Raw genomic sequence first — 13721 nt, forward strand, 5'->3', positions numbered from 1 at the left:
CGATCGCGGCGTGGCGGGCGGGCGGTTCGGGCCATCCGGACTCCGCTTCCCTCGCCCCGCCCAACGTGACCTGACGCATCCGCACCCTTGCCAGGGGAGGCAGCCCGTGGGGGCTCCCAGCACGACAGCGACCACGCCAGGTAGCACGGACCAACGGTGGTACCGCATCCGCGGTGGCGCACCGCTGCACGGCTCGGTCGAGGCCTCCGGTGCCAAGAACTCGGTCACCAAGCTGATGGTCGCCACCCTGCTCACCCCGGCGCCGTGCACACTGACCCGGGTGCCGCGGATCGCCGAGGTCGATGTCGTCCTCGGGATGCTGGCCGAGCTTGGCACCCACGTCGAATGGCTCGACGAGCACACCGTGCGCCTGACCACCGAGCGGATCGCGGACGCCTCCCTGTCCGAGGCCTACTCGGGGGTGAACCGCATCCCGATCCTGATGATGGGTCCGCTGCTGCACCGGGTCGGCGAGGCCGTGATCCCGCTGCCCGGGGGTTGCCGGATCGGCAAGCGGCCGGTCGACTTCCATCTCGCCGGCCTGCGGGCGATGGGCGCGGAGATCGTCGAGCAGGTCCGCTCCGTCCAGGTCAAGACCCTGGGGCTGCGGGGGACGCACGTCGCGCTGCCCTTCCCCAGCGTCGGCGCGACGGAGAACCTGCTGCTCGCCGCGGTCCGCGCGCAGGGCACCACGGTGATCTCGAACGCGGCGGTCGAGCCGGAGGTCGTCGACCTCATCCTGTTCCTGCAGCAGATGGGTGCGCTGGTCGACGTCGAGGCCGACCGGACGATCGTGGTGCAGGGGGTCGACCGGCTGCGCGGGGCGACCCACGCGCCGATCCACGACCGGATCGAGGTCGCCTCGTTCGCCGCCGCCGCCGTGGCCACCGACGGCCGGATCGAGGTGGTCGGTGCCCGCCAGGACCACCTGATGACCTTCCTGAACCACCTGCGCCGACTCGGCGGCGAGTTCGAGGTCACCCCGCGCGGCATGACCTTCTTCCGGGCCCGTGCGCTGGAGGCCACCCACGTGCAGACCGACGTGCACCCCGGGTTCATGACCGACTGGCAGCAACCGCTGGTCGTGCTGCTCACCCAGGCCCGCGGGGCCTCGGTGATCCACGAGACGATCTACGAGGACAGGTTCGGGTACACCCGTCAGCTCGCCGAGATGGGGGCGGACATCGCCCTGTCGACGCTGTGCCTGGGCGGCAAGTCCTGCCGGTTCGCCGCCCGCGACTTCGAGCACTCCGCCGTCGTCAGCGGCCCGACCCCGCTGACCGGCGTCGACCTGACGATCCCCGACCTGCGGGCCGGCTTCGCCTATGTGCTCGCCGCCCTGAGCGCGGACGGGACCAGCGTCATCCGGGGCACCCGGTTCCTCGAGCGCGGCTACGAGGACCCCGTCGGCAAGCTGCGCTCCGTCGGCGCGCAGGTCGAGACCGACCCGGTTCCCGCCGACCGGGCAGCCGCCGACCAGGTATCCGCCGTCCACTAGCGATCAGTACTCGGGGCCCGGTTCGCGGCTCATCAGCTCCTTGACCGCCTCCAGCGGCGGGAGGCCCTCGTACAGCACGCGTTCGACCTGTCGGGTGATCGGCATGGCGACCCCGTGCTGGTCGGCCATGGCCAGCAGCGGTCGGCACGACCGCACCCCCTCGGCGACCTGCTGTTGTTCCGCCTCGACCTGGCCCAGGGTCATCCCCCGGCCGAGCTTCTCCCCGAAGGTCCGGTTGCGCGACAGCGTCGACCCGCAGGTGGCCACGAGGTCGCCGAGGCCGGCGAGGCCGGCGAACGTCATCGGATACGCGCCCAGTGCCGTCCCCAGCCGTTGGGTCTCGGCCAGACCACGGGTGATCAGGGACGCCTCGCTGTTCGTCCCGAACCCCATGCCCGCGAGCATGCCCGCGGCCAGGGCGATCACGTTCTTCACCGCGCCGCCCAGCTCGCAGCCGATCACGTCGGCGCTGGTGTACGGCCGGAAGTAGGGCGTCCAGCAGGCCGTCTGGACCAGCTGGGCGGTCCGCGCGGACGTGCTGGCCACGACGGTCGCGGCGGGATGCTCGGCGGCGATCTCGTGGGCCAGGTTCGGACCGCTGACCACCGCGACCCGCTCCGGCGGTACCTGGGCGACCTCGGCGATCACCTGGCTCATCCGCAGCGTGCTGCCCGCCTCGACGCCCTTCATCAGACTCACGTAGATCGCGTCGGGGGCGGTCAGTGGCGCCCAGTGGGCCAGCGCCGGGCGGAGCACCTGCGCCGGTACCGCCAGCACCACCAGCCGCGCCGTCGCCAGCGCCGGCCCCGGCTCGGTGCTGGCGCGCACCCGCTCCGGGAGCCCGACCGCGGGCAGGTAGCGCGGGTTGACGTGGCGTTCGTTGATGGCCCGCACGAGCGCACCGTCGCGGGCGACGAGATCGACCCGGGCGCCGGCGTCCGCGAGCACCTTGGCGAACACCGTTCCCCAGGACCCGGCGGTCAGCACCACCGCGCGCCGGATCGGCTCCTCGCTGACGGACGGGCGACCGGCGTCGTCGGCCCGGCGGCCCACCAGCACGTGACCGGGCGGGCCGGTCCGGGCCGGTTCGACGTCGACCGCGGGGGCGGCGTTGATCGGTTCGGCGATGACTGCTCCTCAGGGAGATCGGCGCCCTTCGGCGTCCCTTCGCCATCGACCGTAGACGCAACCCCCATGACCATCGTGCGCAACGCCCGCCCGACTCATGGCCTAGGGTCGCTTCGTGTCGCTCCCCCGCGGCGAGGCGCCCTGGACGGTTCTGCTGCCCCTGAAGAACCTGGACCGAGCGAAGTCCCGCCTGCAACGATCCGATCGCCGCCGACTGGCCCTCGCCATGGCGCTGGACACGGTGACGGCGGTGCTCGCTCTCGCCCCGGACCGCGTCGGCGCCGTCGTGGTCGTCAGCGGCGACCGGACGGTGGACGAGACGCTCACCCGGGCGCCGGGCGCCGACGCCCGGCTGCTGATCGTGGCGGACCGCCCCGACCGGGGCCTCAACCCCGCGCTGCGCCACGGCGACCAGCACGCGCGCCAGCGCTGGCCGGACCGTCCGGTGGCGGCGATGTCCGCCGACCTGCCCGCCCTGCGCCCGACCGAGCTGCACCACGCCCTCAGCGTCGCCGCGGGTCACCCGCGGGCGGTGCTCGCCGACACCTCCGGCACCGGAACGGTGCTGCTCACCGCCCTGCCCGGGGTCGCGCTGGTCCCGCTGTTCGGCGCGGACAGTCACGCGGCTCATCGCCGCTCCGGCGCCGTCGATCTCACTGTGACGCTCGGCGCCGCGGTGCCCGGCCTGCGCCGCGACGTGGACACGACGACGGACCTGGCCGAGGCCCGCGTCCTCGGCGTCGGCCGCCACACCCGTGCCGCCCTGCACGCCGCCGCCCCCGCCCGCTAGTCGGCGAGGGGCGGCGGGTCGCCGCGGCCGACCAGCGGGATCGGCAGCGGGCCGGGCCGGGCGAACAGGTAGCCCTGGCCGAGTTCGCAGCCGAGTTCGGTGAGTTCGGCCAGTTGGGTCTCCCGTTCGATGCCCTCGGCCACCACCACCGCGCCCAGCGCGTGCGCCAGGCTGATCATCGAGCGGCGCATCGCCACGACCCGCCCGCCGTCGCGCGGCGCCTCGACCAGCGTCCGATCGAGTTTGACGACGTCGACGGGCAGCAGGTGCAGGGCCGCCAGGGTGCTGTGGCCGGCGCCCACGTCGTCGAGGGCGACGGCCACCCCGAGGGCGCGTACCTCGTCGAGCACCTCGCGCGCGCCGCGCAGATCGGTCAGCCGGCTGGTCTCGGTGATCTCCACGACCAGCCGGGCCGGGTCGAACCGGCTGGTCGCCAGCGCCCGCACCACGCTGTCGAGCAGGGTCATGTCCGCCACCCGGCTGGCCGAGACGTTGACGTGCAACCGCAGGCTGGAGTCGGGGAACGCCCGGGCGATCTCCCCACAGGCGAGGCCCATGATCATATCGTCCAGGGTGCCGACGATCCCGCTGCTCTCGGCCGCGGCGACGAACGTGTTGGGCGGTACCGGGCCGCGGCCGGGGGCCGTCCACCGGGCGAGGGCCTCGAGGGCGACCGGCCGGTGGTCGGTCAGCCGCACGATCGGCTGGTAGTGCACGGCGAACCCGGCCGACCAGCCACCCCGGCACAGCGCCGTGGCCAGCGCGTCGGCCAGGTGGGTGCCGGCGACGAGCTGCGCCTGCGGCGTCTGGCCCAGGCCCGGCCGGTACACCACCAGTCGGTTGCGACCGGTCTGTTTCGCCGCGTGCAGCGCCATGTCGGCGCGGCGCAGCAGGACCTCGGTCGTCTCCTGGGTCCGGCCGGCGACGACCAGGCCCACACTCGCGTGCACCGGCCACTGGTGGCCGCCCACCGCGACCGGTTGGCGCAGCGCTGTCAGGATCCGCTCGGCGACCTGTTCGGGCAGCTCCCGGCCACCGTCGAGCAGGATCGCGAACTCGTCGGAGCCGAGTCGGGCGACCGTGTCCGCCGTGCGCACGCAGTGGCGCAGCCGTTGCCCGACGGCCCGCAGCAGCTGGTCGCCGGCCGCATGACCAAGACTGTCGTTGATCACCCGGAAGTCGTCGAGGTCGCAGTAGACGACGGCGACGTCGCTGCCGTCGCGCCGGCGGGTGGCAAGCGCGGTGGTCAGTCGCTCGCGGAACAGCTCCCGGCTGGCGAGCTCGGTGAGCGGATCATGGGAGATCCAGTGCCGGACCTCCCGTTCCGCGTCGCCGAGCACCGAGATCAGCCGCTCGTTGGTCCGCGCGGTGAGCAGCTGGCGCAGGACCACCGCCGTGACCAGCAGGGCCACGACGACGCCCTCGACGGGGTCGAGCGCACCCCGCGTCCGCGACCGCCCCAGCACCAGCGCCGCCACCGCGCCCGCGGCGAGGTAGGGCACCGCCAGCCGCGCCAGCGGGCCGCCGCACGCGCCGACGCCCCGCGGGACGCCCGGGCGGCGCGCCCCCGATCGCGACCCGGCGGGACCGCGAAGCGCCGGGGGGGCGCCGCCGTGGCGGACCACCCGCAGCGCCGCCGCCACCACAAGCAGGGCTCCCAGCACGGTGGTCGCGGCCAGCCCGGCGGCGACGGGGCCCGCCGACATCCCCCAGCCGCGGGAGACGTCCAGGTGGCCGGAGCCCGGGCCAGGGCCCTGGCCCGGGACCGGTAGCGGCCCGAGGGCGGTTCGGGTGCTCCACAGGGCCGCCAGGGCCAGCGCGAGCAGGCCCACGCCCGCGCTGAGCACCGCCGGTCGGTCGACGGGCTCCCGGTAGCCGGCCACGTGCACGACGGTGAGGGCCAGCGCCAGGATCACCACCGGGTAGGCCACCGCCATCAGGTCCGCGCCGGCGGCGGTCTCGGTGGGCAGTCCGGTGAGCAGCCCCGACCAGGTGAGCAGGAACAGCGAACCCGCCATGATCAGTTCGTCCAGAGCGACCGCGGCGGCCCCGGTGGGCAGGCCGGCCATGATCCCGGCGCCGGTGCGGCCGAAGCCGGCCGCCAGGGCCGGGCCCCACCGGCCACCGCCGACACCGGCCGCACCCAGCAGGGTCGCCGGTGGCCCCAGCGGCATCACCGGCTGCCGCGTCCGGGACGCCGACCCGCCGCGCGGCCAGGGCCGGTCCCCGCGTCGACCGACGTGCCGCGCCGGCACACTGGCCAGGGCGGCCAGCGCCAGCACCGGCATCGCCAGGTGTCCGGCATCCGCGAGGTAGCCGACCTGGGTGATCCCCCGGCGGCCGTCCATCGCCTGATCGAAGCGCCGCACCAGCCAGACCGCCTGACCCAGGGTCCAGCAGGACAGGGCGAGCGCAAGCCACCACATCCAACGGCCGCTGGAGCGGCCAAGCCGGCGCCCGGCCCAGCCGCAGCTGATCGCCGCACCCAGCCCAGCGGCGACGGCGGTGGCGTCGACGAGCAACACCCGCCTCGCCCTCCTCCCCCGTGCGTCGGCCACCCGGGACAGTGGGATCCGCGAAGAACGCGCGCATCGGCCGAACTGATCGCAGAAAGTTGCCAAGGAGTCGTTGCCGCCCCACGCGACCCTATTTCGTGATTGCCCTACCACAAAGAGTGGCGACGCATCCCGCGTGCCGCGCGGTCCTGACGGTGCCTGTCGTCACTCTCGGTCGTCGATCGACTTCGGGGAGCGCTCATCGGGCGGATGGACGGCCAGCACGCTCACCCGCTGGGTGGTCCGCAGCAGACCGCGGCCGGTGCCCGTGTAACGCCCCGAGGTGGGCGCGACGTCGGTGTAGTCCCGCCCGACGGCGACGGTGACGTAGCGCAGGTCGGCCTCCCGGTCGTGACAGGGATCGAAGGCGACCGCGACCGCGCCCGGCAGCCCGGCCAGACCCACGGCAGCCGCCTGGCGCGGCCGGCCCGGCAGGCCGTCGGGCACGATCACCTCGACCCAGGCATGGGACGGCCCGTCGCCGACCAGATGCCCGGAGACGTACCGGGCCGGCAGACCGGCCGCCCGGCACAGCGCCAGCATCACGTGGGCCTGGTCCTGACAGACCCCGATTCCTCGGGTCAGGGCCTGGGCCGCGGTCGTCGTCACGTCAGTACTGCCGGGGACGTAGCGGATGTGGCTGTGCGCCCAGGCGCAGAACCGGCGGGCGGTCAGCAGCGGGTCCTCGGCGCGCAGCGCCCGGGCCGCGGCGGTCAGCGCCGCGTCGGGCGCGGTCAGGGAGGTGGACGCGAGCAACCTGCGCCCGCCCAGCGCGGTGGCGCGCAGCGCGGGTCGCGGACCGCCGACCATCCGCTCCAGGGTCACCTCGACGTCGAAGTCGAGCCGGGACGGCACCCGCGCCAGTTCGATCACCGCCACCCGCAGGCCGTCGGCGCCGCGCTGCCAGGTGACCTCGGCGGCCGGCGCCGAGACCACAAGACTCGACTCCCGCACCGACTGGTCACCATGACGCCGCGGCGGGACGACCACCAGACGGTGTCGCAGCGCGGTCGCCGCGCCGTCGTAGGTGTAGCCGAGCCGCTGGGTGATCTGGTAGCCGACCCGGGTTCCGGCGGGCAGCCCCAGCAGATCCTCGGCGGCGGTGGCCACCTGCTGACCGCTCACGATCGACCCGTCGCGGCGCCACCAACGCCGGCCGCTGTGAGTTCGGACACGCTCCGGATGGTCGCCGCCCCACCCGCTCGACCGCCGTCAGCCCACCGGTCCGACCCGGCGAGCGCCGATGTTTCGCTCACGCTGCCGATCGTCGCCGCCAGGTGTTTCCACACCGTTAACTCGGCCCTGACGGGCGGGTCGAGGGTTGTCGTTACCGCGACCAGCCACTCACAGCGGGGACAGTCGGGGGAGACCCAGACCACACCGCGCCGCCAACCGCGCCCTGAGCGGGGCACTCGGACCATTCGGCCGCAGTGCCGAGTTCGCCGGGGACTGGCACCATCTAGTGTCATGAGCGAGCTGATGGCGACCCGACCCGAGCAGCCTCAGCGTAAGGCCCGCAGCGGTCTGCTCGAGCCGTTGGAGGCGCCCCGCACCCCCGCGCCCTCGGATCTTCCCGCCGACCGGTTCATCAACCGTGAGTCGTCCTGGCTGGATTTCAACGCCCGCGTGCTCGCGCTCGCCGAGGACGTCGCCACGCCGCTGCTCGAGCGGGCGAAGTTCCTGGCGATCTTCGCGAGCAACCTGGACGAGTTCTACATGGTGCGGGTGGCCGGGCTGATGCGCCGGGAGGCCACGGGTCTGGCCGTGCGCTCCGCCGACGGGCTGAGCGCACGCGAGCAGCTGGACCTGGTGAGCCGGACGGCCTCCGAACTGTCCCAGCGGCAGTCGCGCTGCTTCACCGACGAGGTGGTGCCCTCGCTGGCCCACGCCGGGATCAGCATCCGGTTCTGGTCCCAGCTCAGCGAGGCGCAGCGCGAACGGCTGCACGACTACTTCCACGAGCAGATCTTCCCGGTGCTCACGCCGCTCGCCGTCGATCCGGCCCACCCCTTCCCCTACATCAGCGGCCTGTCGCTGAACCTCGCGGTGCAGGTGCGGGAGCCAGGTGGGGAGACCGACCGCTTCGCCCGGGTGAAGGTGCCGCAGAACGTCGGACGGCTGGTGCCGGTGTCCCCCGACGAGCCGGACGCGGGTGGAGCCGGTCGCGGCCAGGGCGGCGCCGGGGGTGGCCAGCCGGACCGGCAGGCCTGCTTCGTGCCGCTCGAGGAGGTCATCGCCGCCCACCTCGACCAGCTCTTCCCCGGCATGGAAGTGATCAACTCGCATCTGTTCCGGGTCACCCGCAACGCCGACCTAGAGGTCGAGGAGGACGAGGCGGAGGACCTGCTCCAGGCCCTGGAGCGGGAACTGGCCCGGCGACGCTTCGGCCCGGCGGTCCGCCTCGAGGTGGACGCCGGCATCGACACCGACCTGCTGTCGCTGCTCATGCGCGAGCTCGAGGTGACCGAGCGCGAGGTGCACCGGGTGTCGGGCATGCTCGACCTGTCGGCGCTGTGGGCGCTCTACGAGCTGGACCGCCCGGAGCTGCGCGACCCGCCGCGGGTTCCGATCACCCATCCGCGGCTGTCCATCGAGGAGGGGGAGACCCCCGACTTCTTCTCGGTGCTGCGCGAGGGCGATGTGCTGGTCCACCATCCCTACGACTCGTTCACCACCTCGGTGCAGCGGTTCATCGAGCAGGCCGCCGCCGACCCGCAGGTACTGGCGATCAAGCAGACGCTCTACCGCACCTCCGGCGACTCACCGATCGTGGACGCGCTGGTCGCCGCCGCCGAGGCAGGCAAGCAGGTGGTGGTGCTGGTCGAGATCAAGGCTCGGTTCGACGAGAGCGCGAACATCCGCTGGGCCCGGGAACTGGAGCGGGCCGGCTGCCATGTGGTCTACGGCCTGATCGGGTTGAAGACCCACTGCAAGACCTGCCTGGTCGTCCGGCAGGAGCGCGGCGGGCTGCGCCGGTACTGCCATGTCGGCACCGGCAACTACAACCCCAAGACCGCCCGGCTCTACGAGGACCTGGGCCTGCTCACCGCCGACCCGGGGGTGGGCGCCGACCTCACCGACCTGTTCAACGTGCTGACCGGGTACAGCCGGCAGACCGAGTACCGCTCGCTGCTGGTCGCCCCCCAGCACATGCGCGACGGCATCCTGGCCCGGATCGACGCCGAGGCACGGGCGGCGGCGCAGGGCCGTCCGTGTGGCATCCGGCTGAAGGTGAACAGCCTGGTGGACGAGCAGGTGATCGACGCGCTTTACCACGCCTCCCAGGCCGGCGTGCCGGTGCACTGCCTGGTCCGTGGGATCTGCGCACTACGCCCGGGTGTGCCCGGACTTTCGGAGACCGTACGCGTCCGATCGATTCTCGGTCGGTTCCTCGAACACAGCCGGATGCTGGAGTTCGCGTCCACGGACGAGTTCTGGATCGGCAGCGCCGACATGATGCACCGCAACCTCGACCGTCGGATCGAGGCGCTGGTCCGGGTGGGTCAGTCGGCGGACCGCAACAGCCTGCGCGACCTGCTCGACCACGCCTTCTCCGACCAGGTCTCCGCCTGGGACCTGCGCTCCGACGGCCGGTGGGAGCGGCACACCAGCGGGTCGGACGACGTCCGGCTCGCGGACTACCAGCATGACCTCATGGCGCAGGCCGTCCGGCGCGGGCACCGGTAACCGGCACCGGCGGGCGCCAGCCAGCCGTGACCGGCGCCCGCACCGCCGGTCAGTCCGAGCTCGCCGAGACGCTGGACTTGAACTCCGAACCGGGCCGAAACTTCGGCACGACGGAGGCGGCGACGTGCACGGGCTCGCCGGTCGCCGGGTTGCGGCCGGTGCGCGCGGCGCGCTCCACCCGCTCGAACACGCCGAAGCCGGTGATCGTCACCTTCTCGCCGCTGGCGACGGCCTCCTGAATCGCGTCGAACACCGCGTCGACCGCCTTGGTGGCATTCGATCGTCCGCCCTCGATCTGCTGGGCGATGCGGTCAACCAACTGGGACTTGTTCACGACAACCTCCGGACGCCCCGCAGGGCGCGGGATGGGGAGCAGATCGGGCATCACACTGCGCTGCACCGTAGGCATCTCCACTGGCGAGGGCAATTCCCGCCACCGTGTCGCGTCACACAAACCCGCACGTCATCGGGTTCGTGCCAGTGGGCGACGGGATGCGTGCTGTGCGAACCACCCCAACCAACCGGTAGATTCATCACGTTCAGTGACGAGTGCCGCCGGAATTTTTGGGCTCAATGTCACGCTTTGGTCGCCAGCCGCCTCCAACGGGGGCAGGCCCACTCTGCTACGTAGCCATCCAAACGCCTCGGGCGATGACCGGTGACCGGATTGCCGACACCGCAGGGCAAGTCACCAACCCGCCCCCGCACCCCTGTCGGCCCTTATGTGATTTCGATCACATTCTTGGCCGCAGGGGCTCGGGGACACGCGCGGGGGTGGGTCACCCGGTCAGCCGGTGGTCGGCAACCAGGCCGGCCGCGTGCGCTCGAACGCGGTGACGAGCTCCTCGTGCCGCAGGGTCAGGCCCACGTCGTCGAGACCCTCCAACAGCCGCCAGCGGGTGAAGTCGTCCAGTTCGAAGGACGCCGTGACATCGGCCCCGCGGACCTCCCGGGCGACCAGGTCGACCGTGATCTCGAGGGTCGGGTCCTGCTCCACCGCCGTCTGCAGGCGCTCCACCGTCCGCGCCGCGAGCTGGACCGGCAGCAGGCCGTTACCGAGCGCGTTACCCCGGAAGATGTCGGCGAACCGGGCGGAGATGACCGCCCGGAACCCGTAGTCCTGCAACGCCCACACGGCGTGCTCGCGGGAGGAGCCGGTGCCGAAGTCCATCCCGGCGAGCAGGATCGAGGCGCCCGCGTAGGCGGGGTTGTTCAGCACGAAGCTCTCGTCCGCGCGCCACTCGGAGAACAGGCCGGCGCCGAAACCGGTCCGCTCGATGCGCTTGAGCCAGTCGCTGGGGATGATCTGGTCGGTGTCCACGTCGCTGCGGCGCAGCGGCACGGCCCGTCCGGTGTGGGTGGTGAACGCCTCCATCGGAAACGCTCCTTTCTGCGGTGAGACGACGACAGGGTCGAGCGCGCGGGACGGTCCGGGCGCTACAGGTCGGCCGGGGCGGTGAGCCGGCCGGTGACGGCGGTGGCGGCGGCCACCTCCGGGGACACCAGATGGGTCCGTCCGCCCTGGCCCTGGCGACCCTCGAAGTTGCGGTTGGACGTCGAGGCGCTGCGCTCCCCCGGCGCCAGGGTGTCCGGGTTCATCCCGAGACACATCGAGCAGCCGGCGCTGCGCCACTGCGCGCCCGCCGCCTCGAACACCTCGTCCAGACCCTCGGCCTCGGCCTCGGCCTTGATCAGCATGGAGCCGGGCACGATCAGCACCCGGACCCCGTCGGCCACCCGCCGGCCACGCAGCACCTCGGCGGCCGCCCGCAGGTCACTGAGCCGGCCGTTGGTGCACGACCCGATGAACACGGTGTCGACGGCGACCTCGGACAGCGGGGTGCCGGCCGTGAGGCCCATGTAGGTCAGCGCCCGCTGCGCCGAGGCACGGGCGGCCGGGTCGGCGTAGTCCTCGGGGGTCGGCACCGGCGAGCCCAGCGGGGCGGCCTGGCCGGGGTTGGTCCCCCAGGTGACATACGGCGTGAGGGTCGTCGCGTCGATCACGACCTCGTGGTCGTACTCGGCGTCCGGGTCGGAACCCAGGGTGCGCCAGTAGGCGACGGCGTCGTCCCAGTCGGTGCCGGTGGCGACCCGCTCACGGCCGGCGAGGTAGGCGAAGGTGGTCTCGTCCGGCGCGATCATGCCGGCGCGCGCACCGGCCTCGATCGACATGTTGCAGACGGTCATCCGGCCCTCCATCGACAGGCCCCGGATCGCCGCACCGCGGTACTCGATGACGTACCCGGCACCGCCACCGGTGCCGATCCGCGCGATGATCGCCAGGATCAGGTCCTTGGCGGTGACGCCCGGGGGAAGGTCACCCTCGACGGTGACGGCCATCGTCCTCGGCCGCCGCTGCGGCAGCGTCTGGGTGGCCAGCACATGCTCGACCTGGCTGGTGCCGATACCGAAGGCCAACGCGCCGAACGCGCCGTGGGTGGAGGTGTGGCTGTCCCCGCACACGATCGTCATCCCCGGCTGGGACAGCCCCAGCTGCGGTCCGACGACGTGCACGATCCCCTGGCCGGGGTCGTTCATCGGGAACAGCCGCACACCGGCCTCGGCGCAGTTCCCGCGCAGCGCCTCGACCTGTGCGGCCGACACCGGGTCCGCGATCGGCAGCAGCGTGTCCGTCGTCGGGACGTTGTGGTCCTCGGTGGCCAGGGTCAGGTCGGTCCGGCGGACCGGCCGCCCGGCCAGCCGCAGCGCCTCGAAGGCCTGCGGCGAGGTGACCTCGTGCACCAGGTGCAGGTCGATGTACAGCAAATCCGGTTCGCCCTCGGCCTCGCGCACCACATGGGCGTCCCAGACCTTCTCCGCGAGTGTGCGGCCCATGACCGACCCGCTCCTTTCCGGTTTCCGGCGCTCGTCGTTCTCGCGCCGCTCGTCGATGCTGGGTGCCGACATCCCGGGCGCCACAGCCCCGGACGCCACGACGCCGAACCGCCCGGATGTCGGGACGTCCGGGTGCCAGCCCTGCCAGCAGGGCTGGCGGGGCTGGCGGGGCCGGCGTCGTCGGCCGGTGAGCGCCGTGGGGTGACGTCGTCCCGAGATGGTCCGCTCGGGATGTCGCCACCCCAGGATGTTGTCGTCCCAGGATTCAGGATGGCAGTATCAGCTTATGAAACAGCTTAGCGGAGTCGGCGTCCTTGACAAGGCGGCCCTGGTCCTGGCCGCCGTCGAGCACGGCCCCGTCTCGCTCACCGATCTGGTCGCGCGCACCGGGCTCACCCGGGCGACGGCCCATCGACTGGCCAGCGCCCTCGAGGTGCACCGGCTGGTCGGGCGCGACCCGGCCGGGCGGTTCGTGGCCGGTCCGCGGCTGGCGGCGGCCGCCGGTATCGCGGCCCCGTTGCCGTGGGAGCTGGTCGACCAGGCCGACGCGATCCTCACCGAACTGCGCCACGCCACCGGCGAGAGCACCCAGCTCTACGTGCGCCGCGGCGCACTGCGGCTGTGTGTGGCGGCCTCCGAGCGGGCCAGCGGGCTGCGCGACACGGTGCCGGTCGGCGCCGCCCTGCCGATGACGGCGGGGTCCGGCGCGCAGGTCCTGCTGGCGTTCGCCGACGAGCCGGAGCCCGACCTGATCGGTGCCGCCCCCTTCGACGCGGCGGTCCTCGCCCAGGTGCGGGAGCGGGGGTGGGCGCAGAGCGTGGGTGAACGGGAGACCGGACTCGCCTCGGTGTCGGCACCGGTCCGCGACGAGGCGGGCACCGTCATCGCCGCGGTGTCGTTGTCCGGGCCGCTGGAGCGACTGACCCGTTCACCGGGACGTCGTCATGGCGCGGCGGTGATCGAAGCCGCCCGGCGGCTGTCGACCGCGGTGGCATCCGACTGAGCAATCCGCGCAATCACGCGTTCCGCACTGTCAACTGCTGGACACCGCAACAGTCAACTGCCGGACACCGGAAATCGGCGGATGGTTGCGCGGAGACGGGTGTGATCCACCATCCGGGCGTTCGATCACGTCCGCGGTTACCCCGATTCCGCTGGTGATCCGCGTGCTCGCGCCCCAGAGGGAGAATGGGAATCACCCATTCGGGCCCCACAACAAATGCAGGCC

The 13721-nt window shown here is 72.9% G+C and carries 11 protein-coding genes; 5 read left to right on the forward strand and 6 right to left on the reverse strand.

Annotation, left to right across the window (positions count from 1 at the left end):
- Positions 1 to 106: 106 nt before the first annotated feature.
- Complete coding sequence (murA, locus tag G6R24_RS00370; protein WP_163547074.1) at positions 107 to 1498, forward strand: UDP-N-acetylglucosamine 1-carboxyvinyltransferase; 1392 nt, start codon at positions 107 to 109, stop codon at positions 1496 to 1498.
- Between the two features lie 3 nt (positions 1499 to 1501).
- On the opposite strand, the gene G6R24_RS00375 is transcribed toward murA, so the two are convergent.
- Entirely contained in the window at positions 1502 to 2500 is a 999-nt protein-coding gene (locus G6R24_RS00375; RefSeq protein ID WP_175084816.1) for an NAD(P)H-dependent glycerol-3-phosphate dehydrogenase, read from the reverse strand.
- Positions 2501 to 2741: 241 nt separating this feature from the next.
- Between G6R24_RS00375 and cofC the strand changes: the two genes are divergently transcribed.
- On the forward strand, positions 2742 to 3416 hold the full coding sequence (gene cofC, locus G6R24_RS00380; RefSeq protein ID WP_163547076.1) for a 2-phospho-L-lactate guanylyltransferase: 675 nt from the start codon (positions 2742 to 2744) through the stop codon (positions 3414 to 3416).
- On the opposite strand, the gene G6R24_RS00385 is transcribed toward cofC, so the two are convergent.
- Together G6R24_RS00385 and G6R24_RS00390 are read right to left on the reverse strand one after the other, a co-directional pair.
- Positions 3413 to 5941, reverse strand: coding sequence for a putative bifunctional diguanylate cyclase/phosphodiesterase (locus G6R24_RS00385; RefSeq protein ID WP_225437899.1), 2529 nt, complete (start codon positions 5939 to 5941; stop codon positions 3413 to 3415). The two genes, cofC and G6R24_RS00385, sit on opposite strands and share 4 nt — an antisense overlap.
- Positions 5942 to 6136: 195 nt before the next feature.
- A complete protein-coding gene (locus G6R24_RS00390; protein ID WP_225437901.1) occupies positions 6137 to 7096 on the reverse strand; it encodes a transglutaminase family protein in 960 nt (319 codons plus the stop codon).
- A gap of 342 nt (positions 7097 to 7438) precedes the next feature.
- On the opposite strand from G6R24_RS00390, the gene G6R24_RS00395 reads away from it, so the two are divergent.
- Positions 7439 to 9658 carry an RNA degradosome polyphosphate kinase gene (locus G6R24_RS00395; protein WP_163547077.1) on the forward strand — a complete coding sequence of 740 codons (2220 nt, stop codon included), beginning with the start codon at positions 7439 to 7441 and terminating at the stop codon, positions 9656 to 9658.
- A 49-nt stretch (positions 9659 to 9707) separates the two neighbouring features.
- Here G6R24_RS00395 and G6R24_RS00400 read toward each other — a convergent pair whose 3' ends face one another.
- The 3 genes from G6R24_RS00400 to leuC form a co-directional block, all read right to left on the reverse strand.
- A complete protein-coding gene (locus tag G6R24_RS00400; RefSeq protein ID WP_163547079.1) occupies positions 9708 to 9992 on the reverse strand; it encodes an HU family DNA-binding protein in 285 nt (94 codons plus the stop codon).
- Between the two features lie 453 nt (positions 9993 to 10445).
- A complete protein-coding gene (gene leuD, locus G6R24_RS00405; protein ID WP_163547082.1) occupies positions 10446 to 11033 on the reverse strand; it encodes a 3-isopropylmalate dehydratase small subunit in 588 nt (195 codons plus the stop codon).
- 62 nt (positions 11034 to 11095) lie between these two features.
- Positions 11096 to 12493: a 3-isopropylmalate dehydratase large subunit gene (leuC, locus tag G6R24_RS00410; RefSeq protein WP_163547084.1), complete on the reverse strand. Its 1398-nt coding sequence runs from the start codon at positions 12491 to 12493 to the stop codon at positions 11096 to 11098.
- Between leuC and G6R24_RS00415 the strand changes: the two genes are divergently transcribed.
- Positions 12492 to 12698: a hypothetical protein gene (locus G6R24_RS00415; protein WP_163547085.1), complete on the forward strand. Its 207-nt coding sequence runs from the start codon at positions 12492 to 12494 to the stop codon at positions 12696 to 12698. The two genes, leuC and G6R24_RS00415, sit on opposite strands and share 2 nt — an antisense overlap.
- 81 nt (positions 12699 to 12779) lie before the next feature.
- Positions 12780 to 13496 (forward strand): IclR family transcriptional regulator, encoded by a 717-nt coding sequence (locus tag G6R24_RS00420; protein WP_163547087.1) that lies wholly within the window; start codon positions 12780 to 12782, stop codon positions 13494 to 13496.
- Positions 13497 to 13721 lie beyond the last annotated feature (225 nt).

The organism is Candidatus Frankia nodulisporulans, assembly GCF_902806475.1.
Lineage (GTDB): Bacteria > Actinomycetota > Actinomycetes > Frankiales > Frankiaceae > Frankia > Frankia umida.

Bases quoted from the DNA above. Each gene is read 5' to 3' on its own strand.
- leuC (WP_163547084.1), bottom strand. From the start codon at position 12,493: ATGGGCCGCACACTCGCGGAGAAGGTCTGGGACGCCCATGTGGTGCGC.
- G6R24_RS00420 (WP_163547087.1), top strand. From the start codon at position 12,780: ATGAAACAGCTTAGCGGAGTCGGCGTCCTTGACAAGGCGGCCCTGGTC.
- G6R24_RS00395 (WP_163547077.1), top strand. From the start codon at position 7,439: ATGAGCGAGCTGATGGCGACCCGACCCGAGCAGCCTCAGCGTAAGGCC.
- leuD (WP_163547082.1), bottom strand. From the start codon at position 11,033: ATGGAGGCGTTCACCACCCACACCGGACGGGCCGTGCCGCTGCGCCGC.
- G6R24_RS00415 (WP_163547085.1), top strand. From the start codon at position 12,492: ATGACCGACCCGCTCCTTTCCGGTTTCCGGCGCTCGTCGTTCTCGCGC.